The sequence below is a fragment of the Sphingomonas sp. Leaf28 genome (assembly GCF_001421685.1).
Classification (GTDB): Bacteria; Pseudomonadota; Alphaproteobacteria; order Sphingomonadales; family Sphingomonadaceae; genus Sphingomonas; species Sphingomonas aurantiaca.
In genome coordinates, this window is sequence record NZ_LMKX01000008.1 from 286506 (window position 1) to 312610 (window position 26105).

The window sequence follows — 26105 nt, forward strand, 5'->3', positions numbered from 1 at the left end:
AGTTCGCCGGCCGCTGATCCGCCTCAGTCGCGCGCCTTCTGCAACGCCCCCGCGATCCGCCGCGCGAGGCTTCTCGGGGTAAAGCGTATCCCCTCGGCCATCGCGAAATTCAGTGCGCCCGACACCTTCACCGCCCGGTTCGCGGCCAGCGCCGCCAGCCCGTCGCGCACCACCGCGCCCGGATCGCTCGCCAGGCGTTCGAACAGCGCGGTGTCGCCCAGCCCGGCGATGTCGGCAAACTCGGTGCGCGTGGGTCCGGGGCACAACGCGGCTACCCGCACGCCCTTGGCCTTCACCTCCTCGTGCAGCGCCTCGGAAAAGCTCAGCACGAACGCCTTGCTCGCATAATAGACCGCCATCCACGGTCCCGGCTGGAACGACGCGACCGAAGCGAGATTGAGGATCCCGCCGGACCCGCGCGCGATCATCTGTGGCAGGACCGCATGCGAGAGCGCCACCAGCGCACGGCAATTGAGGTCGATCATCCCAAGCTGAAGCGCGCTGTCGAGGTCCGCGAAATCCCCCCGCGCGCCGAACCCGGCATTGTTGATCAGCACGTCGACCGGCAGCGCGGCGGCCGCGATCGCCGCGATCAGCGTCGTCGGGCCATCCGGGTCCGCAAGATCGGCGGCAAAGACGTGCACCGTGACGCCGTGCGCCGCGCGCAGTTCGGTCGCCAGCGACTCGAGCCGATCGACTCGACGCGCGGTGAGGATCAGCGTGGTCCCCTCGGCCGCAAGCGCCCGCGCAAAGCCTTCGCCGAGCCCCGCCGATGCGCCGGTGATCAATGCCGTCGTCATAGCCCAGCGCCCCCATCGAGAATGCGCAAACCTGCGCCCGGCTCAGGACGTTGGCAATGCCCCGGACGCGCATCTCCCTCTCCCATCGGGGAGAGGGAAGGGGCCCGCGGCGTCTTCGCCGTGGGAAGGGTGAGGGCACGCCCGCGCCGGGGCCAACCTCAAACGATCTCGAACAACCCGGCCGCCCCCATGCCCCCCGCGGTGCACATCGACACCACGACATAGCGCACGCCGCGCTTGCGCCCCTCGATCAGCGCATGGCCGACCAGCCGCGACCCGGTCATCCCGAACGGGTGCCCCACCGCGATCGCGCCGCCATTGACGTTGTACTTCTCCGGATCGATGCCGAGATGATCGCGGCAATACAGGCATTGCGATGCGAACGCCTCGTTCAGCTCCCACAGCCCGATATCCCCCACCGACAGCCCCGCGCGCTCGAGCAGCTTCGGGATCGCAAAGATCGGCCCGATCCCCATCTCCGCCGGGCTGCACCCCGCCGCCTGGAACCCGCGATAGATACCGAGGATATCCTTCCCCTCGGCCTCCGCGGTCTTGCGGTCCATCAGTAACTGTGCGGAGGCGCCATCGGACAACTGGCTGGCATTGCCCGCGGTCACGCTCGTGCCGGGGCCCGAAAACTCGCCGCCCGCCCACACCGTCTTCAGCCCGCGCAGCCCCTCCAGCGTCGTCCCCGCACGGATACCCTCGTCCTGCGACAGCGTGACGCTCTCGATTCCCGCATGATTGCCCTGCTTGTCGAACAGCGCCTTCTCGACCGTGATCGGCACGATCTCCTCCGCGAACGCCCCGCTCGCGAGCCCCGCCGCCGCGCGCTGCTGGCTCATCGCCGCATACGCATCCTGCGCCTCGCGGCTGATGCCATAGCGCTCGGCGACGATCTCCGCGGTTTCGATCATCGGGATATAGGCGGCGGGCTCTTTGGCGATCACGCTCGCATTGACGTAGCGCGGCGCGTCCTTGGTGACGGTGTAGCTGATCGACTCCATCCCGCCGGCCAGCGCGACATCGGCCTCGTCGCAGATGATCGTCCGCGCCGCCATCGCGACCGCGGTCAGGCCCGATCCGCATTTCCGGTCGAGCGTGAACGCCGGCACCGATTCGGGCAGCCCGCCCGCGAAGATCGCCATGCGTCCTGCGTTGCCGCCCTGCGTGCCCCACTGATTGCCGATGCCCCAGAACACCTCGTCGATCCGCGCCGGATCCACCCCGGCGCGCTCGACGACCGCGTTCATCACATGCCCCGCCAGCACCGGTGCCTCGGTCGCGTTGAACGCGCCGCGATAGGCTTTGCCGATAGCGGTACGGGCGGTCGATACGATGGCGGCTTCACGCATGCTGGAACCTTTCGAGGATCGGGTATGTGCCCGATCTACCGAATTGCGCGCAGGACGCAAAGCCCGAAGGCCTTACTTCATCAGCACGAGCTCTTCCGCCATCGTCGGATGCAGCGCGACCGTCGCGTCGAAATCGGCCTTGGTCAGCCCTGCCTTCACCGCCACCGCGGCCGATTGCAGGATCTCGGGGCAGTCCGGGCCGATCATGTGGATGCCGACCACCCGGTCGGTCTCGCCATCGCAGATCATCTTGTAGAGCGATCGCTCGTTGCGGCCCGCCAGCACGTTCTTCATCGGCCGGAAGTCCGACGTGTACACCTTCACCGATCCCAGCGCCTGCTTGGCCTGCGACTCGGTCATGCCGACACCGGCCATCGGCGGGTGGCTGAATACCGCGGCGGGGACGTTGGCGTAATCGACGCGAGTCGGCTTGTTGCCGAAGAACGTGTCGGCGAACGCCTGCCCCTCGCGGATCGCGACCGGGGTCAGCTGGATGCGGTTGGTGACGTCGCCGACCGCGAAGATGCTGTCGCAGCTCGACCGGTTGTCCGCGTCGACGACCACCGCACCCGCCGCGTCGAGTTCGACGCCCGCACTCTCGAGCCCGAGCCCCTTGGTGTTGGGCAGGCGGCCCGTCGCGAACATCACGAGGTCGACGACGATCGGCTCGTGCCCGTGCGTGTGCACGGTCAGGCAGCCGTCCTCGCTCTTCTCGATACGCTCGAACGCGGCGTTGAAGCGGAAATCGATCCCCTTGCTCATCGAGATCTGGAGCAGGCGGTCGCGGATCGACTCGTCATAGCCGCGCAGGATCACGTCGGTGCGGTTGACCAACGTCACATGCGATCCGAACTGGTGGAAGATCCCGGCGAACTCGTTGGCGATATAGCCCGCGCCCGCGATCAGCACGCGCTTCGGCACGTCGTCGAGGTGGAACACTTCGTTCGAAGTGATGCCGTGCTCGGCGCCGGGGAAATCGGGCACCAGCGGATGCGCGCCGACCGCGATCAGGATCTTCGCCGCGGTCTTCTTGCTGCCGTCGGCGAGCGTGACTTCGTTGGGGCCGGAGACGACCGCGCGCTGGTGGATGATGTCGACATGGTTGTTCTCGAGCGTGGTCGTGTAGGCGCCGTTGATCCGGTCGACCTCCTCCATCACGTTGTCGCGGAGCACGCGCCAGTCGAACGCGCAATCGTCGGGCACCTGCCAGCCGAAGCGCTTGGCGTCCTTCAGATCCTCGGCGAAATGCGCGCCGTAAATCAGCAGCTTCTTCGGCACGCAGCCGCGGATGACGCAGGTACCGCCGACCCGGTATTCCTCTGCCACAGCGACGCGCGCGCCGTGCGCGGCGGCGACGCGCGATGCGCGCGTGCCGCCCGAGCCGGCACCGATGACGAAGAGGTCATAGTCGAATTGGGTATCGGTCACGGGCTATCCTTGTACGTCGCGCCGCCGCGCTGCGGCTTTGGGTGCCATCTGGGGCAGGGGGGATGCGCGGACAAGCCCGGTGCGGCGATCAGGGTGATCGGCCCGCTCTATCGCCGACCCGCCCTGCGCATCGGCATCGCGTCGATCGTCTGCTCCAGCAGTTTGGTGGGGAAGGGCTCGGCGCTGCGCAGCTTCTCGCCGCCGTCCTTGCCGATCAGGATCGCGGTGAAGCCTGCGGGAAGGCGGAATTTGCGACGCAGCGCGGGGGCGGTGTCGCCGGCGCCGCGGACCTGGTCGCCGACGACCTCAACGATGGTAAGGTCGCGCGCCTCACCTTTCGCGGTCCAGCTGCCGAGGACCCGGCGCTGCTCGGCAAGCGCCGGGTCCTGCGGGGACGGGGCCGCGACGATCAGCACGCGCCGCTCCCACTTCATCTGCGCGAGGGTGGGAGAGGCGGCGAGCGCTACGGCGAGAAAAAACGGCATGACGCCAGAACGCGTCAACTTCTGTTGTTCTCCCGCGAAGGCGGGAGCCCAGGGTCACGCGCGCTGCGGGTGGTATCCTGGGCCCCCGCCTTCGCGGGGGAACAGTAGAGGGAAGGGCGAACCCTCCCCCCCCAAATCACCCGAACGCGCGCTTGATCAAATCATCTGTCGAAGGATCGAACGTCTGCCCGCCCTTCTCCGCCGCCTTCGCCATCTCCTTGCCCAGCTCCACCCCGAACTGATCGAACGAGTTGATCCCCAGCAACACGCCGTTCACGAACACGCGGTGCTCGTAGAACGCGATCAGCGCCCCCAGCGTCCGCGCATCCAGATCGTCGAGCAGCAGCGTCGAAGACGGCCGATCACCCGAATAGCTGCGCGCCGGATCCTCGACCTGCTTGCCCGCCATCAGCGCCGCACCCTGTGCAAACGCGTTGAGTAACAGCGCCCTGTGATGCTCCTCGGGCAGCGTGTCGCCGGCTTCGATCGACGCGACGAACTCAACCGGCACCAGATGCGTACCCTGGTGGAGCAGCTGGAACACCGCATGCTGTGCCTCGGTGCCGACCCCACCCCAGGTGATCGCCGCCGACGGCCGCCCGAGCGGCTCGCCGTCCGCGGTCACCGACTTGCCGTTCGACTCCATCTCCAGCTGCTGGAGATAGCTCGGCAGCAGCCGCAACCGCTCGTCATAGGCAAAGGTCGCGCGCGTCTCGGCATGGCGGATCTGCGTGTAATAGAGGTCGGCGAACGCGGCGAGCGCCGGCGCGTTCTCATGCAGCGCGGCGAGGCGGAAATGGCGATCCATCTCGGCCGCCCCCTCGAGCAGCTCCTCGAACCGGTCCCAGCCGAGCGCGATCGCGGCCGGGAACCCAATCGTCGACCACAAAGAATAGCGCCCGCCGACGCTCTCGGCGAACGGCAGGATGCGCGTCTCGTCGACGCCCCATTCCATCGCCTTTTCGGGCGCGGCGGTCAGCGCGATCACGCGGCCATACGGATCCTCCACATTATGCTCGGTCATCCACTGCAGCACGCTCTCGGCGTTCATCAGCGTCTCGGTCGTCGTGAAGGTCTTCGACGCGACCACGAGCAATGTCGCCGCCGGATCGAACTTCGCGAACACGTCCTCCAGCGCGACGCCGTCGACATTGGCGACGATCCCGACATCATAGCGCTTGTCGTCACGCCCGAGCGAGTCGACCAGCAACTGCGGCCCGAGCGCCGACCCGCCGATGCCGACGTGCAGGATATGCCGCACCGGCCCCAGCGCTTCGGCCTCGATCGCATCGATCAGCGTCCGCATGCGCGAATGGCTCGCCTGCGCGATCGCGACGCTCTCGGGCTTGCCCTCGCCGCGCTCTGCGGTGTGCTCGACCGCGCGGCCCTCGGTGACGTTGACGACCTCGCCCGAGAACAGCGCCTGGCGCTTGCCCGCCAGGTCCTGCGCCTTGGCCATCTGCTCGAACGCGGCGACCATGTCGGTCGTCAGATGCGTCTTCGACCAGTCGAAATGGATACCCGCGACATCGAGGCTCAGCTTCGAAAGGCGCTCCGAGTCCTGCGCGAACAGGTCGGTCAGCTTAGTTGCGGGCAGGGCTTCGATCTTGGACCAGTCGGCGGTCATGCTACTTCTCCGAATAGACGTGCGCGCCGGTCATGCTGCAAGCGCGAGACCGCGACAACGCTCTTTCGGTGACAGGTATCCCGCGCAAGCTTGACGACGCGCGCCGTCTGCGCAAACCCGCAGACATGGCAAATGACGTGAAGACGAAACCCAAGCGGTCCGAAACGAGCGAGACGTTCCGCTTCCTGCTGAAGCTGGCGGTGGTCGTGCTGATCCTGCGCAGTTTCATCTTCGCGCCGTTCAGCATCCCGTCCGAATCGATGCTGCCCCGCCTCCTGATCGGCGACTATCTCTTCGTGTCGAAATGGAATTACGGCTATTCGCGCTGGTCGCTGCCCGCCGGCGTCCCGCTGATCCCGGGCCGCATCCTTGGCAGCACGCCGACCCGCGGCGACGTCGTCGTCTTCCGCGCGCCCGAAGTGCTCGATCACGACGTCATCAAGCGCGTGATCGGCCTGCCCGGCGAGACCGTCCAGATGCGCCAGGGCGTCGTCTACCTCAACGGCAAGGCGATCCCCAAACTTCGCATCGCCGACTTCACAATCCCGCTCACCGCCAATTTCGACGCGGAAAAGTGCGGCGCGCCGTTCGTCGACGTCGTCGCCAACGTCCAGATCTGCCGCTACCCCCGCTTCCGCGAAACGCTTCCCGGTGGCCGCAGCTACGAGGTGCTCGATCAGGCCGAACTCCCCGATCGCGACGACACCGGGCTCTACACGATCCCCGCGGGCCACATCTTCGTGATGGGCGACAACCGCGACGACAGCGGCGACAGCCGCTTCCCCGCGCCGCAGGGCATGGGCTACGTCCCGCTCGAGAATGTCGAGGGCAAGGCGGTCGTCAACTTCTTCTCGACCGACGGCAACGCCGAATGGCTGAAGCCCTGGACCTGGGTCAGCGCCGCGCGCTGGAGCCGCATCGGGGAAGGCTTTTGAGCGACCTCGCCGGCTGGCTGAAGACGCTCTTCGGCCGCACACCGACCAACCTCGCCCCCTATGAGCGCGCGCTGACGCACGGCAGCCAGGCCGCGGCGAACTACGAGCGACTCGAATTCCTCGGCGACCGAGTCCTCGGCCTCATCATCGCCGAATGGCTGTACGAACTGTTCGCGACCGACCCCGAAGGCTCGCTGTCGAAGCGTCTCAACGCGCTGGTCACCGGCCCCGTCTGCGCCGACGTCGCCCGCAGCCTCGGCGTCCGCGCGCATTTGAAGCTCGGCAAGCAGGCGCGCGATGACGGCGCCAGCGACAGCGACAACGTGCTCGGCGACGTGATGGAGGCGCTGATCGGCGCCTGGTATCAGGAAGCCGGCCTCGACGCCGCGCGCGCCTTCGTCCGCGGCGCTTGGGGGGACAGGGTCCAGGCCGGCGCCAAGGCCCCGCAACACCCCAAGTCCGCGCTGCAGGAATGGGCCGCCGCGCATAACCGCAAGCCCCCCGAATACACCGTCGTCGAGCGCTCCGGCCCCGGCCACGCCCCCAAATTCACGATCCTCGTCTCGATAGGCAAGCTCGCCGAAGCGACCGCCATGGGCTCAAGCAAACAAGAAGCCGAAACCGCGGCCGCCAAGGCGCTGCTGGAGAAGCTCAGCTAAAAAGAGTTTTGCTCGCGCGGAGGCGCGGAGGACGCGGAGGTGCTGCGAATGAGGCTCGCTCCCACTACGATCACGCACCGCCGAATAACTCGGCGCCTTGCCGGGCGCGACCTTGCCCCGACCACACCACCTCCGCGCTCTCTGCGCCTCCGCGCGAACAAAACTCCCTTTCTCGACGTACCCACGACGCGATGACGGACAGCCGTTTTCCCTGTACAGGTGCACGCAACACCAGTTCGAAAAGAGCATATGTGACTGAAACGAATACCACGCCCGATACAAAGCATTGCGGTCTAGTCGCCATCGTCGGCGCCCCGAACGCCGGCAAGTCGACGCTCGTCAACGCGCTCGTCGGCCAGAAGGTCGCGATCGTCAGCCCCAAGGCGCAGACCACGCGCGCCAAGCTCATGGGCGTCGCGATCGAAGGCGACACGCAGATCCTGCTCGTCGACACCCCCGGCATCTTCGAGCCCAAGCGCCGCTTCGACCGCGCGATGGTCGCCGCCGCCTGGGGCGGCGCGGAAGGCTCCGACATCATCGCGCTGGTGGTCGACGCCAAGGGCGGGATCGGCGGCAAGGTCACGACCATCGTCGAGTCGCTGGTCGGCCGCACCGAACCGATCTGGCTGATCCTCAACAAGGTCGATCTCGCCGACAAGACCAAGCTGCTGATCCACGCGGAAAAGTTGAACGCGCTGCTCCCCTTCGCCGAGACGTTCTTCATCAGCGCGGGCACCGGCGACGGCCTCGCGCACTTCAAGGCGCAGCTCGCCAAGGCGATGCCCGAAGGCCCGTGGCATTATCCCGAAGACCAGGTCTCCGACTCGACCGAACGCGCGCTCGCCTCCGAAGTGACTCGCGAGCAGCTCTATCTCCAGCTCCACGCCGAGCTGCCGTACGCGAGCACGATCGAGACCGAGCAGTATATCGAGCGCCAGGACGGGTCGCTGGAGATCCACCAGCAGATCCTCGTCGAACGCCCGACGCAGCGCGCGATCGTGCTCGGCAAGGGCGGCGTGCGGATCAAGGAAATCGGCGCGCGCTCCCGCATCGAACTCGCTTCGATCACCGGCAAGCCCGTCCATTTGTACCTGCACGTAAAGGTCAAACCCGGCTGGGACGAAGACCGCGAAACCTACCGCGACATCGGCCTCGACTGGGTCGACTGACCCGCGACCACAACCACCACACTCCACCTCGGCGAAGGCCGGGGCTCAGTTGGGGGACGGTTGTCACGACGGACAGCGCGCCGTTACTCAGGCCTTCCCAACCGGGCCCCGGCCTCCGCCGGGGTGGTGTACGATAGAAAAAATGTTCCCCCGCGAAGGCGGGGGCCCAGACTGGGCTCCCGCCTTCGCGGGAGAACAGAATCTGGCGCGGAACTCGATCCAATCCGATCCGCATCGGCCCGAAACCGCGACGGTCCGAAATCTGATCATGCTACCATAGACCTCGCCCGCTGAGCGGCACGAGGACCACGCGATGCCGATCCTGATCGATGCGACCTCCGCGATCCGCTACGACCAGCTTCATCTATCCCCGGTGGCGCTGGATCTCGGCCTGTTCCAGCTCCGTTGGTACGCGATCAGCTATATCGCGATGATCGCGCTGGGCTGGTGGTATCTGCGGACGATGCTCCGCCGGTCCGGCGCGCCGATGGCGGCGGGGCAGGTCGACGATCTCGTCTTCTCCCTGACGCTCGGGATCATCATCGGCGGCCGCCTCGGCTATTGCATGTTTTACCGCCCCGAGATCTGGCGCGCCCCGCTCGACGTGCTGAAACTCTGGCAGGGCGGCATGTCGCTGCACGGCGGGTTCCTCGGAGTGATCGTCAGCCTGATCCTGTTCGCGCGGCGTCACCGGCTGCGGCTGCTGCGCGTCTGCGACTATGTGGCGTGCGCGACGCCGTTCGGCCTCGTGCTGGTGCGGATCGCCAATTTCGTGAACGGGGAATTATGGGGCCGGCCGAGCTCGCTGCCCTGGGCGGTGATCTTCCCCAGCACGCAGGACGGCATCCCGCGCCACCCGAGCCAGCTCTACGAAGCCGCGCTCGAGGGCGGGCTCAGCATGATCGTACTCGCCTATCTGTTCTGGCGCACCGACGCGCGGCTTCGCCCCGGCCACCTGCTCGGGGCGGGACTGATCCTGTACGGCACCGCACGCGTCCTGCTCGAATTCGTCCGCCAGCCCGATGCCGGGCTCGACCATCTGTGGTGGGGGCTGACGATGGGGCAGACGCTGAGCGTGCCGATGATCGGTGCCGGCGTCTGGTTTTTCGCCCTATCGCTCAGGGGATCCCGAGTCGCGACAGTCCCCGCAGCATGATCAATCTCCCAAAACCTCGCTGACCCAGGCCGGTACCAGCACCCCGGCCGCCCCGATCCGGGTCTGCTCGAAGAACACGCTCCCCATCGACGGATCGAGGTTCAGCTCCAGCGTCTGCGCGCCGTGATACGCCGCGGTCTGCACGAACCCCGCCGCCGGATACACCGCCCCCGACGTCCCGATCGACACGAACAGATCGGCGCGCGCCAGCGCCGCCTCGATCCGCTCCATCTGGTACGGCATCTCGCCGAAGAACACGATGTCCGGCCGAAGCGCCGCCGCGCCACACGCGCCGCACACCGATCCCTCGGGCAGTGCGCCGTCCCAAGGCTCGCGGCGCCCGCAAACGCCGCACAAGGCCGACAGCAACTCGCCGTGCATGTGCAGCATCCGCGTCGCCCCCGCGCGCTCGTGCAGGTCGTCGACATTCTGCGTGACGATCAGCAACTCGCCGTCCCAGGCCGCATCCAGCCGCGCCAACGCCCGATGCGCCGCGTTCGGCTCGACCGCCGCCAACGCAGCGCGGCGGAGGTCGTAGAACCGGTGCACCAGCTCCGGATCCGCCGCGAGCGCCTCGGGCGTGCAGACATCTTCGACTCTATAACTTTTCGGAACAAGCTCCGTTTCGTATACGTCCCAGTAGGTTACGCCCGACTTAGAGCGAAACGTGGGGATGCCGGATTCGGCGGAAACGCCCGCTCCGGTCAAGATCACGATGTTCTGGATGTCACGCATCGGCAGAGGATACGCGGCGCGGGTTATGTCTGAAAGTGGTGGAGAGCGGTCGGTCCGCCTTCCGGATTGCCAACGTCTCGAACTGGTGGAAGCGGGCGTTGCTCGTTGCGTTAGCCGCACACAAGCCCATCGCCCCCCGGTGTAGCGCAGACGGCATAGGTTCCGTTCGGGTTCGCTCGCAGCCTGAGTCGAACGGGCGAGCTTTCGTTCCGGTAGGTGTGCGCAAGGTAGCGGATGGTAATAAGTCGCGAGGGAGGCCGACCTCTCACCACTCGCGAGATGCGAAGTCGGGCGGTGATCCAGCCATGCCCCAGCAAATCCTCCGGATCGTCTACAGCCGCATAGTCGAGATTTTGAAGCCGCCCAACCACTTCCAAATCTGGTGGGGGCTGCGAGCGGCCAACAACAGGAGATTGCGCTGCAAATATAAGCCAAAGCATGTTGCCGAAAGCCGCGTTCATTCACCGAGCATCCTACTACGCGGCGATGTCCGCAAGTGGGCGTTTACGTACATTCGATCCGACGTTTGGGACTACCACTTTTTCTCGACCCGGTGCCCCTCCCATAATCCGCCGGGGCCGCGGAACGTCGCGATCCCGCTCTCCGCCGAAATGCCTGCGCCCGTCAGCACCACGATGTTCCGAATATCCTGCATGACCTTCAATAACCCGGCCGGGCACGGTAAGGCACCCCATACCCGCATCTGCAAAGGCGCTGCATGACCGTCATCACCGAAGCCGACCTGATCGAAAGCGTCGCCGACGCGCTCCAGTTCATCAGCTACTATCACCCGATGGATTACATCCGCGCGCTTGGCGTCGCGTACGAGGCCGAGAAATCGCCCGCCGCCAAGGATGCGATCGCGCAGATCCTGACCAACAGCCGGATGTGCGCGGAGGGCCACCGCCCGATCTGCCAGGATACCGGCATCGTCACGATCTTCGTCAAATGGGGCCAGGACTGCCGTCTCGACTCGACGCGTTCCTTGCAGGAGGTCGTCGACGAAGGCGTCCGCAAGGCCTATCTCAACCCCGAGAACAAGCTGCGCGCGTCGATCCTCGCCGATCCCGCCTTCACGCGCCGCAACACCAAGGACAACACGCCGAGCGTGATGCATGTCGAGATGGTGCCCGGCAACACGGTGTCGATCGACGTCGCGGCCAAGGGTGGCGGCAGCGAGAACAAGTCGAAGTTCAAGATGATGAACCCGTCCGACTCGATCGTCGACTGGGTGCTCGAGATGATCCCGCAGATGGGCGCAGGCTGGTGCCCGCCGGGCATGCTCGGCATCGGCATCGGCGGCACCGCGGAAAAGTCGATGATCCTCGCCAAGCAGTCGCTGATGGGCGCGATCGACATGGCGCAGCTCAAGGAACGGGGCCCCAGGAACGACATCGAGGCGCTGCGGATCGAGATCTACGACAAGGTCAACGCGCTCGGCATCGGCGCGCAGGGGCTGGGCGGGCTCTCCACCATCCTCGACGTCAAGATCTTCGACTGGCCGACGCATGCCGCGTCGAAGCCCGTCGCGATGATCCCGAACTGCGCCGCCACGCGCCACGCGCATTTCGTGCTCGACGGCTCGGGCCCGGTCTATCTCGAAGCACCCAAGCTCGAGGAATGGCCCGACGTCAACTGGACGCCCGACAAGGCCGCGATCCGCGTCGATCTCGACACGCTGACCCCCGAGGTGGTGCAGACCTGGAAGCACGGCGACCGCCTGCTGCTCAACGGCAAGATGCTGACCGGGCGCGACGCCGCGCACAAGCGGATCGCCGACATGCTGGCCAAGGGCGAGGAACTCCCCGTCGATTTCCGCGGTCGCGTGATCTATTATGTGGGACCAGTCGATCCGGTCGGTGACGAGGTGGTCGGCCCCGCCGGCCCCACGACGGCGACGCGGATGGACAAGTTCACGCGGATGATGCTCGACCAGGGCCTGCTCGCGATGGTTGGCAAGGCCGAGCGCGGCGCGGACGCGACCAAGGCGATCGCCGAGCGCAAGTCGGCCTATCTGATGGCGGTCGGCGGTGCGGCCTATCTCGTCGCGCGCGCGATCAAGGGGTCGAAGGTCGTCGGCTTCGAGGATCTCGGCATGGAGGCGATCTACGAATTCGAGGTCGCCGATTTCCCCGTGACCGTCGCGGTCGATTCGGCGGGCGAGAACGTCCACCAGCTCGCCCCGCTCGTCTGGCGCGAGAAGATCGCGCGCGAGGGGCTGCTCACACCCGCATGACCGGGCGCGCAGGCAGGAGGCGGCGCGGCCCCGTCGGGTGGACGCTCGCCATGCTCCTCCTGCTCGCGCTCACGCTGGCCTATGCGCCGCAGGTCCTCGCGTTTCCGTTCAGCCAGCGCATCGGCGACGTGACCGTCTATGCCGAGCGCCCGATCGACACGCGGATCGTCGACGAACTCGCGCGCGCGGAAATGCTGTTGCGATCGAGCCCGATCTACTCGGGGCCCGTGCGCCGGTCGCTGTTCCTGACGAACGGCGGCTGGCGCTGGCGCGTACTCGCGCTCCAGTCGCCGCACGCCTTCGCGTTTCGTCGACCGTTCGGATCGGCGATCGTCGTCAACCGGAGCGATATCGCCGCGGACCGCGTGACGACCGACCGCGACATCGGCAACACGCGCACGCTGTCGGGCGTGATCGCGCACGAGACGACGCACATCATGATCGCCGACCACCTCGGCGAACTGCGCGCGGCGCTGCTCCCGACCTGGGTCGCGGAAGGCTATGCCGATCATGTCGCGGCCGAAAGCAGCCTCACCGACGCCGAAGCCGGGCGTCTGCGCCGGACTGATCCCCATGCCCCCGCGCTGGCCTATCACGACGCGCGCCACCGCGTGGCGACGGTGCTGGCAAATAACGGCGGATCGGTCGACGCGGTGTTTGCGCAGCGCTGAGTCGGGGCTGCCATACGGCAGCGCATCGGAACGGGGCAGGCGCTCTACCGTTGGTCAACTAAACCCATCGGAGTTGCGTATCATGAAAACCGCCATCGCTCTTGCCGCCGCGCTGAGCCTGACAACAGGCGCCGCCGCGCAGACGGTCGCAGCCCAGACCGCCGCACCGCAAACCGAGCGCGCGACGCAGGGCGGTTTCGGCGGGCTTGGCAGCCTTGGTGGCCTGCTCGGTGGCGGGTTGCCGAATATCGGGTCGGTCGGGGCTGGCAATGCGGCGGGGTTGCTCGGCTATTGCCTCAAGAACAGGCTGCTCGGGCAGGGCGGCATGCTCGGCGGACTGACCGGCAGCCAGACCGGCGCGCAGGCGACCCCGCAGGCCAGCGGTGCGCAGTCGATCCTGCAACAGCTGACCGGACGCAGGGACGTCCAGACCTCGCCGGGCTATGCCGCGGGGCAGGCGGGGCAGGTCCAGGCCGGCAATGGCCAGACGCTGTCGCTCGGCAATTTCGGCGGACAGGTGAAGACGCAGCTCTGCAACGTCGTGCTCAAGCGCGCGAAGGCGTTCCTCTAAGGCTCGCCCGCTTTCAACGCTCTCCGTCATTCTGACGAAAGTCAGGATCCAGGGTTACAAAGCGCGCCGTTGATGGCTCTGGATCCTGACTTTCGTCAGGATGACGGAGGGTGGCTGTACCTCGTGGGATCATCAGCGCCGTTCGCGCCCGCACCACCCACGAAAACCACCCCAAAATGAAAAGAGGCTGCCGGCTCGTCTCCCGACGAACCGACAGCCTCCTGACATGGTCAGCGGCCGGAGAGCTCCAGCCCGGAGGACCATGCGTACCACCTATCCTATGGCTCACGTGTTGACTGGGAGAGGATACTCCCCACGCAAACCGGCGGACTTAGCGGTGCGTCCCCCGAACGAACCGAACCGAACTCACTGCTGAACCATGAGACATCGGATCACCTCCTTTCGCTTGTGGAAAAAACGCGGCCAAGCCTGACCGCAACGCCAATGTGTGCCGGACGGGGATGCGATACAAGCCTTGTTTTACAGAAGTTTTCGGCCGATCCTTGGCGGCTGTCGTTTCGTCGATTTCAGCCGCGGCAATCCTCGGTCACGCGCTCGATCTCGGCCCAGGCGGGCACCACCAGCGGCGGCAGCCCGGCCTGCTGGACGACGAACCGCCCACGACTGAACCCCATTGCCTCCAGCAGCGAATCGTTCGGCATCAGCGCCGCGGCGACATAGGCGGGCGTGCTGCCCGTCGGCTGGACGGGTACGGCGCGAGTCACGCTCGACGTCCGGATCGTCAGCGGCGTCGCCGTGCTGCCCGCGCGCGACAGATAGATTTGCCGCGCGCCGGTATCGCACCGGACCGTCAGCGCGGCGTCGGCATTGGCCGGCCCGAACAACGCGATCGAGCCGCGCGCGTCGCGGCGATACACCCAGGTCCCCGGCGAATAGGGCCAGTCGCGCCAGTCGGCGGCGATCGGTACGGGGCGCGGGGCCGGGGCGGGGGGCGGAGCCGCCTCCGTGCGCGGCGGCGGTGCCTCGGCGCGCGGCGGCGGGACGCAGCCGGCGATCGTTGCGAGCGTCGCCAGACCGGCTAGTCGCGCCAGGACGATGGGGCTGGCAAGCGATCGCAAGCCGACGGAACAGGGGGACTGGGTACGCATCGCATCGCTATGCGGCACGCCCGGCGGCGGCTCAAGCACGACGAAGCGCGCTAGCCGGGAACCGCCGCACGGTGATACCGGTTCAGCGACGGAAGATATCAGGAGAATGTTCATGTCCGACGCCGCCCAGACCCCGACCCAGCTGCTCGTCCAGGCGAGCGTTTCCGGCACGATGAAGGTCGAGAGCCGCGATGGCGACAATGTCGGCTCGGTCCACGCCTTCATGGTTCACAAGGGCACTGGCCGCGCGACGCATGCCGTGCTCAGCCTCGGCGGCTTTCTCGGCATGGGCAAGAGCTTCTACCCGCTGCCGTTCGCGCTGCTCCAGTTCGACGCGGTCCGCGACCTCTACGTCGTGACGATCGACAAGCGCGTCCTCGAAGGCGGCCCGAGCTGGGCGAACAACGCCCCCGTCTTCGACCAGGCCTATGCCGACCGCGTCGCAAGCTATTACGGGTCGAACAGCGAAGACCTCGTCGTCGGCTAACCCGACCCCTGCCGTCATCCTGACGAAAGTCAGGACCCAGAGTTACTGGCCGCAGCGTTCGCGGCTCTGGGCCCTGACTTTCGTCAGGGTGACGGATCAGGCATGGCCGCCTCAACGCGAGCGCGACCCGCCCATCCGCATCTTCTGGCTCTTCCCGTAGCGCGTTTTCCGCGTCCCCGGCTTGCCCTCGTTCGACCGGCCCATGACCGGCGCCTTTTGCTGGTCGACCGGCAGACCCAGTTCCTCGTTCTCCAGCTGGCGGATCTCGTCGCGCAGCCGCCCCGCGGTCTCGAATTCGAGATCGGACGCCGCCTTGCGCATCTGCTTTTCCAGATCCTCGATATACGCCCGCAGGTTGTGGCCGACCATGTGCGGCCGGTCCTCGTCGATCGGGATCGTCACCTGATCCTGGCTCGCCACATGCGCGATGATGTCGCCGATGTTGCGACGGATCGTCGTCGGCGTGATGCCGTGTTCGGTGTTATACGCGACCTGCTTCTCGCGGCGCCGCGCGGTTTCGTTCATCGCGCGCTCCATAGAGCCCGTGACGCGATCGGCGTACAGGATCACGCGACCGTCGACGTTACGCGCCGCGCGACCGATCGTCTGGATCAGCGAGGTCTCGGAGCGCAGGAATCCCTCCTTGTCCGCATCGAGGATCGCGACCAGCCCGCATTCGGGAATGTCCAACCCCTCGCGCAACAGGTTGATGCCGATCAGCACGTCGTACACGCCGAGCCGCAAGTCGCGGATCAGCTCGATACGCTCCAGCGTCTCGACGTCGCTGTGCATGTAGCGGACCTTGATCCCCGCCTCGTGCATATACTCGGTCAGATCCTCCGCCATCCGCTTGGTGAGCGTCGTGACGAGCGTGCGGTACCCCAGCGCCGTGGTCTTCCCGACCTCGACGATCAGGTCCTGCACCTGCTCCTCGACCGGCTTGATCTCGACGGGCGGATCGATCAGCCCGGTCGGGCGGATGACCTGTTCGGCGAACACGCCGCCGGTCTGCTCCATCTCCCAACTGCCCGGCGTCGCCGAGACATAGGTCGTCGGCGGCCGCATCGCGTCCCATTCGTTGAACCTGAGCGGCCTGTTGTCGATCGCGCTCGGCAGGCGGAAGCCATATTCGGCCAGCGTCAGCTTGCGGCGGTGATCGCCGCGCGACATGCCGTTGATCTGGCCGATCGTGACGTGGCTCTCATCGACGAACAGCAAAGCGTTGTCGGGCAGATATTCGAACAGCGTGGGCGGCGGCTCGCCCGGCATGCGACCGGTGAGGAAGCGCGAGTAATTCTCGATCCCCGCACAGCTGCCGGTCGCCGCGATCATCTCGAGATCGAAGTTCGTCCGCTGCTCCAGTCGCTGCGCCTCGAGCAATTTGCCCTCGAGCACCAGCTCCTTCAGCCGCTCGGCCAGCTCGTGCTTGATCGCCTCGCCCGCCTGTTTCAGCGTCGGGCCGGGCGTCACGTAATGCGAGTTCGCATAGACTCGCACCGAATTGAGCGACGCGACCTTCTTGCCGGTCAGCGGGTCGAACTCGGTGATCTCCTCGATATCGTCGCCGAAGAACGAGATGCGCCACGCGCTGTCCTCGTAATGCGACGGGAAGATCTCGAGTGTGTCGCCCTTCACGCGGAAATTGCCGCGCTGGAACGCCGCGTCGTTGCGCTTGTACTGCAGCGCGACGAGCTTGCGCACGATCTCGCGCTGGTCGACCGTCGTGCCCTTTTTCAGGTCGAAGATCATCGCCGAATAGGTCTCGACCGAGCCGATGCCGTACAGGCACGACACCGACGCGACGATGATCACGTCGTCGCGTTCGAGCAGCGCGCGCGTCGCCGAATGCCGCATCCGGTCGATCGACTCGTTGGTCGAGGATTCCTTCTCGATATAGGTGTCCGACCGCGCGACATACGCCTCGGGCTGGTAATAGTCGTAATAGCTGACGAAATATTCGACCGCGTTGTCGGGGAAAAACGACTTCATCTCGCCGTAGAGCTGTGCCGCCAGGATCTTGTTCGGCGCGAGGATCAGCGCGGGCCGCTGTACGCGCTCGATCACGCTCGCCATCGTGAAGGTCTTGCCCGACCCGGTGACGCCGAGCAGCACCTGGTCCTTCTCGCCCTCGCCGATTGCCGAGACCAGCTCGGCGATCGCGGTCGGCTGGTCGCCCGCAGGGGCGTATTCGCTGACGAGCTTGAACCTCTTGCCGCCCTCGACCTTGGCAGGCCGCGCGGTCGGGCGGTGCGGGACGAAGCTTTCGCCGGTTTCGGGCTCGGCGAGACTGGTGCGGATCTGAATGGCCATCGAGGGGGAATATGGGGAACAGACGCGGCGACGGCAACGCCGTTGGATGCTCCATCATTCCACTAACCACCCGTCATCCCCGCGCAGGCGGGGATCCATAACCTACGCCGTCAGCAATTTAAGGGAGAGCGTTGCCAGTCTGGATTCCCGCCTGCGCGGGAATGACGAGCGTTTTGATGCACCGCCGCTTTGTGCCCCCCCAAGCTTTGCTGTTGTTGACCCATACCCCGCGCGCCAATAATGCGACCGTTTCGCAAGCCATCGATCCGCCGACGCCCCGCCGCGCAGGCCAAGGAAAAGACGCATGACCGCCCCTATCGTCGCCGAAACCCGCGCGCCCGCGCTGATCCCCGAGACCCCCGCGTTCCTCAACGCCAAGGTGCTCTGGGTCCGCCACTGGAACGAACATCTGTTCAGCTTCGCGATCGAGCGCCCGTCGAGCTTCCGCTTCCGCTCGGGCGAGTTCGTGATGATCGGCCTCCCCCAGGAGGGCGGCAAGCCGATCATGCGCGCCTATTCGATCGCGTCCCCACATTATTCGGAAGAGCTCGAATTCCTCTCGATCAAGGTCGAGGACGGCCCGCTGACCTCGAAGCTCCAGCTGATCCAGCCCGGCGACGAAGTGTATCTCGGCAAGAAGCCGACCGGCACGCTGGTGCTCGACGCGCTGCTCCCGGGCAAGCGCCTCTTCATGTTCTCGACCGGCACCGGCCTCGCGCCGTTCCTCAGCCTGATGCGCGATCCCGACGTCTATGCGGCCTATGAGCAGGTCATCGTCGTGCACAGCGTGCGCCGCGTCAGCGATCTCGCCTATCACGACGAGATGGTCGGGCTGCTCGCCGAGGACCCGTTGATCGCCGACGAGGCGCAGACTCAGTTCCACTACATCCCGACCGTGACGCGCGAGCCGTTCCGCACCACGCGGCGGATCGGCGCGCTGATCGAGGATGCGTCGCTGTTCGGCCATCCGGTGCGCGGCGAGCAGAAGCTCAACCCCGAGACCGACCGCGCGATGCTGTGCGGCTCGACCGAGATGATCAAGGAATTCGCGGTGATGCTCGAAGCGAACGGCTTCGAGGAGGGCGCGAATTCGAAGCCCGGCACGTTCGTGATCGAGCGCGCCTTCGTCGGCTGACCCCCCGTCATCCTGACGACCTCCCGTCATCCTGACGCCCCCCGTCATCCTGACGCCCTCCCGTCATCCTGACGACCTCCCGTCATCCTGACGAAAGTCAGGATCCAGACCCACATAGCGCGAGCATCGTGGCTCTGGATCCTGGGTCAAGCCCAGGATGACGGACTGGGTGGCGGGCCAAGCGCATTGTCTCGGCCGCAGAACCGTGTCGATATGCCTCCTCAACCCCCAAGAGGAGAGAGTCATGATCGGCTACGCAACGCTCGGCACCAACGATATCGACGCCGCGCTGACCTTCTACGACGCGCTGCTCGCGACGGCGGGCGGCAAGCGGCTCATGCAGATGCCCGACGATCGCAAGCTGACCTTCTACGGCGCCGGCGCGGCCAAGCCGATGCTCGTTATCGGCAAGCCCTATGACGGCCAGGCCGCGACCGCCGGCAACGGCACGATGGTCGCGCTGGCGGCGGATTCGCGCGCGCAGGTCGACCAGGTCCATGCCAAGGCGATCGAACTCGGCGGTGCGGACGAAGGCGCCCCCGGCATGCGCGGCCCCGACGAGATGGGCTTCTACGGCGCCTATTTCCGCGATCTCGACGGCAACAAGCTGTGCATCTTCAAGATGGGGTGAGCGGCGTGCCCGGTTGAGCGATCACCGCCTCGACTGAGCCACCACCCCAGCCTAATATACCACCCCGGCGAAGGCCGGGGCCCAATTGGAAAGGTGGCAGTAATGAAGCGCGGTCCACTGCCAGCAGCCTCCCCCAATTGGGCCCCGGCCTCCGCCGGGGGGGGCAGCTATCCATTGGACGACACGTCGAGCTTTCTGAACTCAATAACTCGGCCTACCGCAAAGCCCGAACCGCTGCCGTATCGAGGCACTTCAGCAACGCCGCCCGCGGCATCGGCGTCCCCGTCGCCGGTTTTACATACCCCGCAACCTCCACCGGCCGCCCGATCGCCACCGGCGCGAACCCACTCTGCCCAGTACACCGCATCGCCGCCGCGAGCAGCTTGGGCGGCGTGTCATACCCCTCGAACGACAGCCGGAACGTCCCCCAGTGGATCGGGATCGCATGCGCCGCGCCCAGCCGGCGATAGACCTCGACCGCATCGACCGGCCCGATATGGCTCCCCGACTCCATCTGCCCGTCGACGAACCGGAACGCGCCGATCGGGATCAGTGCCAGCCGGATCGGGCCGAGCGCTGCGGCCTCGACCGGCCACCTGCCGTCGCCCATCCCCGTATCACCCGCAAAGAACACGTTCCCGCCCGGCAGCGTCACCACGAAGCTCGACCACAACGCCCGGTTCCGATCGCTGAACCAGCGGCTGCCCCAATGATGGTTGCGAGTCACGCTGACCGAAACGCCCGGCTTGATCGCCACCCGCTGCCCCCAATCGAGCGCGGTCGCCGTCGCGCCGGTCTGCCCGATCACGCTGTCATTCCCCAAACTTGTGACGATCCGCGGCCGATCGCGCTGCCAGAGCCGTCCAAGCGTCGCCTTGTCGAGATGGTCGTAATGATCATGGCTGACCAGCACGAGATCGATCTTCGGTAGCGCATCGAACGCGATCCCGGGCTCGGCGACCCGACGCGGCCCCGCGCCGAGCGGCCCCGCCGTCTGCGCCCACACCGGATCGGTCAGGATGTTGAGCCCCTGCGTCTGGATCAGCACGCTGGCATGGCCGACCCACGTCACGACCATCCGCTCGCCCTCCACGCGCGCGGGCGGCGCGATCGGCCGCACCGCCACCGAACTGGGCCAGGCCGGCCGCCCGTCGCTCCCCGTGAAATAGCGCCAGAAGAAGCTCGCGCGACCGCCCCCCGCCGGCTGGATCTGCTGCGTATCGGCGTCGTTGTCGGGGTTCGCAAAGCGCTCGCCGTCGAAATGCGCCGTCGCCGGCCCCCGATAATAGATCCGGTCGAGGAACCTCGGGACGATCGTCACCGCCAGCGCGACGACCACGACCGTCAGCAGCACGACACTCCCGACGATCTTCAACACCAGCCGCACGTCGTTCCCCTATCCGTTGCCGGTGCGTAACGCATCGTCGCGACCATCGTTCAGACCGCTTGGCGCGAGGCCGCAACCTCGATAGCCTCGCGCCAAAGGGGATTCCAAAATGCGTAAGCTTATCATCGGGCTATTGCTCGCGACCGCCATTCCAGCAGTCGCGCAGACGAAGACGGTCACGGTCGAGGAACAGTCGATCGACCAGCTCCAGGCGATGATGACCGCGGGCAAGGCGAGCAGCGTCGATCTCGTCCGCGCCTATCGCGCGCGGATCGCGGCGATGGACCGCACCGGCCCGGCGTTGCGCAGCGTGATCGCGCTCAACCCGGACGCGGAGGCGCAGGCCAGGGCGCTCGACGCCGAACGCAAGGCCGGACGCATCCGCGGTCCGCTCCACGGCGTGCCCGTGCTGATCAAGGACAATGTCGAGACCGCCGACGCGATGCCGACCACCGCGGGCAGCCTCGCGCTCAAGGACAACATGACCCGCCGCGACGCGCCCGTGGTGGCGCAGTTGCGCGCGGCAGGCGCGGTGATCCTCGGCAAGACCAACCTCAGCGAATGGGCGAACATCCGCTCGACCCGGTCGATGAGCGGCTGGAGCGCGGTCGGCGGTCTGGTGCGCAACCCCTATGCGCTCGATCGCACCGCCTGCGGCTCGTCGAGCGGCTCGGGCGCGGCGATCGCGGCGAGTTTCGCGGCAGCGGCGATCGGCACCGAAACCGACGGCTCGGTCGTCTGCCCGTCGTCGATCAACGGGCTGGTCGGGCTGAAGCCGACGCTGGGCCTCGTCAGCCGCACGCACGTCGTGCCGATCAGCCATAGCCAGGATACGCCCGGGCCGATGGCGCGCAGCGTGCGCGACGTCGCGACGATGCTCTCGGCGATGATCGCGGGCGACCCGGCGGACACGGCGACCGCAGGGGCAGGGGCCTACCAGCGCGACTATGCCGCAGCGCTCTCGACCAGCGCGCTGTCGGGGCTACGCGTCGGCGTGCTCCGGCCCGAGATGACCGCCGACGTCGCGGCCAGATACCAGGCCGCCCTCGACGTGCTGAAGGCCGCGGGCGCGGTGCTGGTCGAGGTCAAGCAACCCAAGCTGGACGGCCTCGGCGAGGCGGAGCTGCTGGTCCTCCAGACCGAGTTGAAGGCCGATCTCGACACCTATCTCTCGACCACCCCCGCGGCGGTCCGGACGCGCTCGCTCGATCAGGTGATCGCGTTCAACACCGCGAACGCCGCGACCGAAATGCCGTTCTTCGCGCAGGAGACGTTCGACGCGGCGGCCAGGACCAAGGGCCTGAACGACCCCGCCTACAAGGCCGCGCGCGCGAAATCGCTCAGGCTGGCAGGCGCGGAGGGGATCGACGCGATGCTCAAGAGCGCGGGCGCGACCGTGCTGGTCGAGCCGACCTACGGCCCCGCCTGGCTCAGCGAACCCGTCTACGGCGATCAATATGGCGGCCCGAGCTCGAGCGAACTGCCGGCGGTCGCGGGCTATCCGAACCTGACCGTGCCGATGGGCCTGGTCCGCGGCCTGCCGGTCGGCCTGTCGTTCATCGCCACCAAATACGGCGATGCGGCTGTCCTCGGCGCGGGCTATGCGTATGAACAGCGCGCAAAGGCCCGCGTCGCCCCCCGCTACCTACCGACCGCCGACGTCGGCCCCGGCCTCGACGCCGCGCGCTGACCGAACGATCCTCCCCCTGGCGGGGGAGGGTCGTCAGGCGCGGAGGGCCCGCCGCGCGAAATTCCACTGCCACAGCATCAGCAACGGCACGACGACCGTCTCCATCACCAGCCCGAGCACATGCCCCTGCGACGGCACCCCCACCGCCAGCAGCGAAACCCCGCGCGACAGTCCCCCCACGACGATCAACCCGCCCAGCAACCGGAACCGCGCGCCCTTGCGCTCGACATCCGGAATGCAGCTGACGAAGCCCAGTCCCGTCGCGAAGAAGATCCCCGAGATATAGCGGAAATGGCTGTCCAGATCGCGCGGCGCCTCGGCCAGATGCCCGAATGGCGCTGGCCCATGCAGCACGCCCTGGCCGCCGACGATCAGCGGCAACAGACACGCCACCGCGATCACCGCCTGCAACAGGCGCTTTTCGACGATCACGACAGGTCCTTGAGCAATTCCGGCCGGATCCGGAACGCGCGCAGCGAGATCCGCACCTCGACGATGAACGACACGAGCGCCGCGATCAGCAGGATCATCGCGAGGATGAAGCACAACGCGACCGCGGTCCCGAAATGCAGCTTGGCAAGCTCGGCGATGAACAGCAGCGCGATCAGCACGCAGGTCATGATCGCGCTCGACACCGCGAGGAACAGCGCGGCGTTGATGATCGTCATCCGCCGGTCGAGCAGGCGAAGCTCCCAGACGTAGCGATGATGGTCGGGCCCCGTAATGCTGCCGTGCATCAGCTCGAGCTTCCGTGCGCGGTCGATCACGCGCGACAGGCGCCCCGCCAGCACGTTGAGCAGCTGCCCGATCCCCGCCAGCATGAACACCGGGGCAAGCGAGAGCTGGATCGTCTGGGCGATGGTCGAGATGGCGGGGATCGTCGGCATGATGCCACCATGGTGGGGAATGCGCGCGATTGCAAAAGGCCGCGCCAGCAAAAGAGCATGCAATCGTAACCTTCTGCGCGGTATCGAGGGGTCATGTCCAAGCCGATGCTTCTGGCCGACTTCGTCCGGCTGCCCCCCATCGTCCGCGGCGACGTGGTCGAGGGGCTGGCCGCCGCGATCGATATCGTCGCCGAGCGTGGCGCGCAGAGCCACCGCTTCCTGCGCTTCGGCTGGTACGCCGCCGCGCTCGCCGCCTATGGCGGGCAGGCGCGGACGCTGGTGGTCGAGCAGGAGGATGCGCCCGTATTGGCGCTGCCGTTCGTGCCGCTCGGTCCTCGCGCGCTCCGGCTGGCGACGATCCCCGGCTGCTACTGGCCGTTCCGCAGCTTCGGCCTCGCGCTCGACGCCGGCGAGGCTGCGCTCAAGACCGCGCTGTCGACGTTGGGGGCTCACGTCAACGGCCTGCGGATCGGCCCCGTCCATGACGACGACCCCGCCGCCACCGCGCTGATCGCGGCGGCGCGTGCAAGCGGCTGGGCCGCGATCGACCGGCCGATCGGGCAGAGCTGGTCGCTCGATCTCCGCCCCGTCGCCGACGGCCAGCCCTGGCCGCGCAACTCGACGCTGCGCAAGAACCGCTTCCACGAAAAGCATCTCGCCGAGCACGGTGCGCTCGACTGGCGCTTCCTGTCGGGCGCGGACTGGCCCGCCGCGTTCGCTGGTCTCGGCGCGGTCGAGCAGACGAGCTGGATCGCGCACGCCACCGATCGCACCGACATGAAATTCACCACCGATGGCCATCTCGCCTTCTGGCAGGCCGCGGTCGCCGACCCGGTGCTCGCGGGCATGTTCCGTGCCGCGCTGCTCAGCGTCGAGGGGGCGCCCGCCGCCTTCTCGTTCGACATCGATACCGGCGCGCTCCTCTACGCGATCGCCAACAGCTACGACCCGCGCTTCGCCAAGCAGTCGCCGGGCAAGCTGCTCTACTGGCGCAACCTGGTGGCCGCGCAGGCGCGCGGCATCCAGCGGGTCGACTGGGGCGCGGGCGACAGCGGCTACAAGCAGGTCATCGGCGCCACCGCCGACGCGCCGATCCGCGACTGGATCCTGCTGCGCCCCGGCCTGCCCGCGACGATCGGCCGCCTGCTCGGCCGGCTATGGCGCCGGAGCGGCCAGCGCGGCCACTGACGCGCGCGCTTACCCCACGCTCGCCGAGAACCCGTCCGCTGCCCCGCGCAGCACGCCGAGCTGGTCGTCGACATCGCCGAACGCATGCCCCAGCTGGTCGATCTCGGTCGCCACCGCTTCGGTCTCGACCCGGATCGTCGCGATCGTCGTCGACATCAGGTCCGCCGCCAGCGCGGTCTCGTCGACCGCGGCGGTGATCGCGGCGGCGGTGCGGGCCTGTGCCTCCATCGCGTGGCGCAGGCGTTCGGCGCTGTGCTGCACCTCGGTCACCGTCGTCTTGATCAAGGCATTGGTCGCGACCGTCGCCGCAGTCGCCGACTGGATCGCGGCGATCTTGGCGGCGATATCGTCGGTCGCGCGCGCGGTCTGGTTGGCGAGGCTCTTTACCTCCTGCGCCACCACCGCAAACCCGCGCCCGGCATCGCCCGCCCGCGCCGCCTCGATCGTCGCGTTCAGCGCGAGCAGGTTGGTCTGGCCGGCTATGCTGCGGATCAGTCCCAGGATCGATTCGATCGATTGCGCATGGTCGCTCAGTACCCTGGACACGCCCACTGCCTCGCCGGTCTGCGTGCAGGCGCGGTCGGCGATCGCCGCCGCCGCCTCGACCTCGGTCCGCGCATCCTCGATCGCACGGATCAGCCCGGCGGTGGTCCGCGCGGTTTCGCGCATCGCCACCGCGGACTGTTCCGCTGCCGATGCGACCTCGCTCGCCTTGCCGAGCATGCCGCGCGTCGAGTCGGAGGCGCCCGCCGCCTGCACGCGGATCCGCGCACCCAGCGCGGCGGTCTGCTCGATCGACGCGGCTATGCTCCCGCGAAAGTCGGTCGCCCTGGTCTGGCGTTCGACCCGCGCGGCTTCGGCATCGCTGGCGCCGAGATGCGACGCCATGATGTCCGCCTCGATCAGCGCCAGCCGCTGCACCACGTCGCTCAGCGTCCGCATCGTCGCCATGTCGGTGCCCAGCCGATCCGCAACCAGCGTCAGCGTGACGCTGTGCGCAAAGGCGAGCGACGAGAGCAAGGCGGGCAGGGGGATTCCCGATCGATACGAATCCTCGGCATGGCTGATCGCCATCGCCTTCCACGCATCGTCGGTGGGGTCGCCGTAGCGCAGCCGGACATAGTCCGCGCTTGAGGCGATGCGCCGTTCGATCGCCTCGGGTGTGAGATGCCGCACGATATGCCGCGCCGACTCCAGCGACAGGTAATGCCGCCAGAACGTCTCGGCGATCTGGCGGCAATCGGCGGGCGTGAGCAGCGCGCCCAGCGTCGCGCAGGCGGGGCCGATCGCCCCGTCCCAGTCGTAATCATGCACGCGGTCGCGCAGCGGCCGCTGATCCGCGCCCCAGTTCCGGGCGGGATTGCGCGTGGCCCGGCTGGCTTCGGAACCGGTCTGTGGCCCCCCGTCTTTGACGGGTCGGCCGGATATCCCCTCCTGATACTCCATTATCGCCC

Annotated in this window: 24 protein-coding genes and 1 pseudogene; 12 read left to right on the forward strand and 13 right to left on the reverse strand. The window is 67.3% G+C overall.

What is annotated here, in order from left to right; all coding sequences use genetic code 11:
- Positions 1-23: 23 nt before the first annotated feature.
- The 5 genes from ASE79_RS11760 to pgi all read right to left on the reverse strand — a co-directional run bounded on the left by ASE79_RS11760 (position 24) and on the right by pgi (position 5695).
- Positions 24-800, reverse strand: a complete 777-nt coding sequence (locus ASE79_RS11760; RefSeq protein WP_056416506.1) for an SDR family NAD(P)-dependent oxidoreductase — start codon at positions 798-800, stop codon at positions 24-26.
- 158 nt (positions 801-958) lie between these two features.
- A complete protein-coding gene (locus ASE79_RS11765; RefSeq protein ID WP_056416510.1) occupies positions 959-2155 on the reverse strand; it encodes a thiolase family protein in 1197 nt (398 codons plus the stop codon).
- Between the two features lie 72 nt (positions 2156-2227).
- Positions 2228-3583, reverse strand: a complete 1356-nt coding sequence (gene gorA, locus ASE79_RS11770) for a glutathione-disulfide reductase (protein WP_056416513.1) — start codon at positions 3581-3583, stop codon at positions 2228-2230.
- Between the two features lie 107 nt (positions 3584-3690).
- On the reverse strand, positions 3691-4068 hold the full coding sequence (locus ASE79_RS11775) for a DUF4174 domain-containing protein (protein ID WP_056416515.1): 378 nt from the start codon (positions 4066-4068) through the stop codon (positions 3691-3693).
- Between the two features lie 136 nt (positions 4069-4204).
- Positions 4205-5695, reverse strand: coding sequence for a glucose-6-phosphate isomerase (gene pgi / locus ASE79_RS11780; protein WP_056416518.1), 1491 nt, complete (start codon positions 5693-5695; stop codon positions 4205-4207).
- A 125-nt stretch (positions 5696-5820) separates the two neighbouring features.
- Here pgi and lepB point away from each other — a divergent pair, with 125 nt between their 5' ends.
- The 4 genes from lepB to lgt all read left to right on the forward strand — a co-directional run bounded on the left by lepB (position 5821) and on the right by lgt (position 9614).
- Complete coding sequence (gene lepB / locus ASE79_RS11785; protein ID WP_056417263.1) at positions 5821-6630, forward strand: signal peptidase I; 810 nt, start codon at positions 5821-5823, stop codon at positions 6628-6630.
- Entirely contained in the window at positions 6585-7289 is a 705-nt protein-coding gene (gene rnc / locus ASE79_RS11790; protein WP_416354512.1) for a ribonuclease III, read from the forward strand. Before lepB ends, rnc begins: the two co-directional genes overlap by 46 nt.
- A 251-nt stretch (positions 7290-7540) precedes the next feature.
- A complete protein-coding gene (era, locus tag ASE79_RS11795; protein WP_056416523.1) occupies positions 7541-8458 on the forward strand; it encodes a GTPase Era in 918 nt (305 codons plus the stop codon).
- Between the two features lie 313 nt (positions 8459-8771).
- A complete protein-coding gene (lgt, locus tag ASE79_RS11800) occupies positions 8772-9614 on the forward strand; it encodes a prolipoprotein diacylglyceryl transferase (RefSeq protein WP_056416526.1) in 843 nt (280 codons plus the stop codon).
- Here lgt and ASE79_RS11805 read toward each other — a convergent pair whose 3' ends face one another.
- Together ASE79_RS11805 and ASE79_RS20970 are read right to left on the reverse strand one after the other, a co-directional pair.
- A complete protein-coding gene (locus ASE79_RS11805; RefSeq protein WP_056416529.1) occupies positions 9615-10349 on the reverse strand; it encodes an NAD-dependent deacylase in 735 nt (244 codons plus the stop codon).
- 544 nt (positions 10350-10893) lie between these two features.
- Positions 10894-11004: pseudogene (locus ASE79_RS20970) on the reverse strand (Sir2 family NAD-dependent protein deacetylase); the annotation flags it as partial.
- Positions 11005-11067: 63 nt separating this feature from the next.
- Between ASE79_RS20970 and ASE79_RS11810 the strand changes: the two are divergent.
- From ASE79_RS11810 to ASE79_RS11820, 3 genes are all read left to right on the forward strand, one after another.
- Positions 11068-12585 carry a fumarate hydratase gene (locus ASE79_RS11810; protein WP_056416533.1) on the forward strand — a complete coding sequence of 506 codons (1518 nt, stop codon included), beginning with the start codon at positions 11068-11070 and terminating at the stop codon, positions 12583-12585.
- A gap of 50 nt (positions 12586-12635) precedes the next feature.
- A complete protein-coding gene (locus ASE79_RS11815; RefSeq protein ID WP_056417267.1) occupies positions 12636-13256 on the forward strand; it encodes a hypothetical protein in 621 nt (206 codons plus the stop codon).
- A gap of 82 nt (positions 13257-13338) precedes the next feature.
- Positions 13339-13827 (forward strand): DUF2501 domain-containing protein, encoded by a 489-nt coding sequence (locus ASE79_RS11820; protein ID WP_056416536.1) that lies wholly within the window; start codon positions 13339-13341, stop codon positions 13825-13827.
- A 527-nt stretch (positions 13828-14354) separates the two neighbouring features.
- Here ASE79_RS11820 and ASE79_RS11825 read toward each other — a convergent pair.
- Positions 14355-14936 carry a hypothetical protein gene (locus ASE79_RS11825; protein WP_235516895.1) on the reverse strand — a complete coding sequence of 194 codons (582 nt, stop codon included), beginning with the start codon at positions 14934-14936 and terminating at the stop codon, positions 14355-14357.
- A 112-nt stretch (positions 14937-15048) separates the two neighbouring features.
- Between ASE79_RS11825 and ASE79_RS11830 the strand changes: the two genes are divergently transcribed.
- Positions 15049-15423: a PRC-barrel domain-containing protein gene (locus ASE79_RS11830; protein WP_056417273.1), complete on the forward strand. Its 375-nt coding sequence runs from the start codon at positions 15049-15051 to the stop codon at positions 15421-15423.
- 111 nt (positions 15424-15534) lie between these two features.
- On the opposite strand, the gene uvrB is transcribed toward ASE79_RS11830, so the two are convergent.
- Complete coding sequence (gene uvrB / locus ASE79_RS11835) at positions 15535-17733, reverse strand: excinuclease ABC subunit UvrB (RefSeq protein ID WP_056416538.1); 2199 nt, start codon at positions 17731-17733, stop codon at positions 15535-15537.
- 304 nt (positions 17734-18037) lie between these two features.
- On the opposite strand from uvrB, the gene ASE79_RS11840 reads away from it, so the two are divergent.
- The gene (locus ASE79_RS11840) at positions 18038-18868 is read left to right on the forward strand and encodes a ferredoxin--NADP reductase (protein ID WP_056016418.1); all 831 of its coding nucleotides are present in this window, start codon (positions 18038-18040) and stop codon (positions 18866-18868) included.
- A gap of 244 nt (positions 18869-19112) precedes the next feature.
- Positions 19113-19499, forward strand: a complete 387-nt coding sequence (locus tag ASE79_RS11845; protein WP_056416541.1) for a VOC family protein — start codon at positions 19113-19115, stop codon at positions 19497-19499.
- 214 nt (positions 19500-19713) lie between these two features.
- Here the strand turns inward: ASE79_RS11845 and ASE79_RS11850 are convergent, their stop codons facing one another.
- Positions 19714-20877, reverse strand: a complete 1164-nt coding sequence (locus ASE79_RS11850) for an MBL fold metallo-hydrolase (RefSeq protein WP_056417276.1) — start codon at positions 20875-20877, stop codon at positions 19714-19716.
- Between the two features lie 118 nt (positions 20878-20995).
- Between ASE79_RS11850 and ASE79_RS11855 the strand changes: the two genes are divergently transcribed.
- Positions 20996-22576: an amidase gene (locus ASE79_RS11855; protein WP_056416543.1), complete on the forward strand. Its 1581-nt coding sequence runs from the start codon at positions 20996-20998 to the stop codon at positions 22574-22576.
- A 33-nt stretch (positions 22577-22609) separates the two neighbouring features.
- On the opposite strand, the gene ASE79_RS11860 is transcribed toward ASE79_RS11855, so the two are convergent.
- Both ASE79_RS11860 and ASE79_RS11865 read right to left on the reverse strand, forming a co-directional pair.
- A complete protein-coding gene (locus ASE79_RS11860) occupies positions 22610-23008 on the reverse strand; it encodes a DUF4345 domain-containing protein (RefSeq protein WP_056416545.1) in 399 nt (132 codons plus the stop codon).
- Positions 23005-23463, reverse strand: coding sequence for a DUF2721 domain-containing protein (locus tag ASE79_RS11865; RefSeq protein ID WP_056416547.1), 459 nt, complete (start codon positions 23461-23463; stop codon positions 23005-23007). Before ASE79_RS11865 ends, ASE79_RS11860 begins: the two co-directional genes overlap by 4 nt.
- Positions 23464-23556: 93 nt before the next feature.
- Here ASE79_RS11865 and ASE79_RS11870 point away from each other — a divergent pair, with 93 nt between their 5' ends.
- Positions 23557-24651 (forward strand): GNAT family N-acetyltransferase, encoded by a 1095-nt coding sequence (locus tag ASE79_RS11870; protein ID WP_056416550.1) that lies wholly within the window; start codon positions 23557-23559, stop codon positions 24649-24651.
- A 9-nt stretch (positions 24652-24660) separates the two neighbouring features.
- Here the strand turns inward: ASE79_RS11870 and ASE79_RS21940 are convergent, their stop codons facing one another.
- A complete protein-coding gene (locus tag ASE79_RS21940; RefSeq protein WP_082445273.1) occupies positions 24661-26097 on the reverse strand; it encodes a methyl-accepting chemotaxis protein in 1437 nt (478 codons plus the stop codon).
- Positions 26098-26105 lie beyond the last annotated feature (8 nt).

Coding starts and splice junctions, on each gene's coding strand:
- ASE79_RS11870 (WP_056416550.1), top strand. CDS start 23,557: ATGTCCAAGCCGATGCTTCTGGCCGACTTCGTCCGGCTGCCCCCCATC.
- ASE79_RS11820 (WP_056416536.1), top strand. CDS start 13,339: ATGAAAACCGCCATCGCTCTTGCCGCCGCGCTGAGCCTGACAACAGGC.
- ASE79_RS11760 (WP_056416506.1), bottom strand. CDS start 800: ATGACGACGGCATTGATCACCGGCGCATCGGCGGGGCTCGGCGAAGGC.
- lepB (WP_056417263.1), top strand. CDS start 5,821: ATGGCAAATGACGTGAAGACGAAACCCAAGCGGTCCGAAACGAGCGAG.
- ASE79_RS11865 (WP_056416547.1), bottom strand. CDS start 23,463: ATGCCGACGATCCCCGCCATCTCGACCATCGCCCAGACGATCCAGCTC.
- ASE79_RS11805 (WP_056416529.1), bottom strand. CDS start 10,349: ATGCGTGACATCCAGAACATCGTGATCTTGACCGGAGCGGGCGTTTCC.
- ASE79_RS21940 (WP_082445273.1), bottom strand. CDS start 26,097: ATGGAGTATCAGGAGGGGATATCCGGCCGACCCGTCAAAGACGGGGGG.
- ASE79_RS11765 (WP_056416510.1), bottom strand. CDS start 2,155: ATGCGTGAAGCCGCCATCGTATCGACCGCCCGTACCGCTATCGGCAAA.
- ASE79_RS11855 (WP_056416543.1), top strand. CDS start 20,996: ATGCGTAAGCTTATCATCGGGCTATTGCTCGCGACCGCCATTCCAGCA.
- ASE79_RS11775 (WP_056416515.1), bottom strand. CDS start 4,068: ATGCCGTTTTTTCTCGCCGTAGCGCTCGCCGCCTCTCCCACCCTCGCG.
- ASE79_RS11845 (WP_056416541.1), top strand. CDS start 19,113: ATGATCGGCTACGCAACGCTCGGCACCAACGATATCGACGCCGCGCTG.
- ASE79_RS11840 (WP_056016418.1), top strand. CDS start 18,038: ATGACCGCCCCTATCGTCGCCGAAACCCGCGCGCCCGCGCTGATCCCC.
- ASE79_RS11825 (WP_235516895.1), bottom strand. CDS start 14,936: ATGCGTACCCAGTCCCCCTGTTCCGTCGGCTTGCGATCGCTTGCCAGC.
- uvrB (WP_056416538.1), bottom strand. CDS start 17,733: ATGGCCATTCAGATCCGCACCAGTCTCGCCGAGCCCGAAACCGGCGAA.
- ASE79_RS11810 (WP_056416533.1), top strand. CDS start 11,068: ATGACCGTCATCACCGAAGCCGACCTGATCGAAAGCGTCGCCGACGCG.
- ASE79_RS11830 (WP_056417273.1), top strand. CDS start 15,049: ATGTCCGACGCCGCCCAGACCCCGACCCAGCTGCTCGTCCAGGCGAGC.
- pgi (WP_056416518.1), bottom strand. CDS start 5,695: ATGACCGCCGACTGGTCCAAGATCGAAGCCCTGCCCGCAACTAAGCTG.
- lgt (WP_056416526.1), top strand. CDS start 8,772: ATGCCGATCCTGATCGATGCGACCTCCGCGATCCGCTACGACCAGCTT.
- ASE79_RS11815 (WP_056417267.1), top strand. CDS start 12,636: ATGCTCCTCCTGCTCGCGCTCACGCTGGCCTATGCGCCGCAGGTCCTC.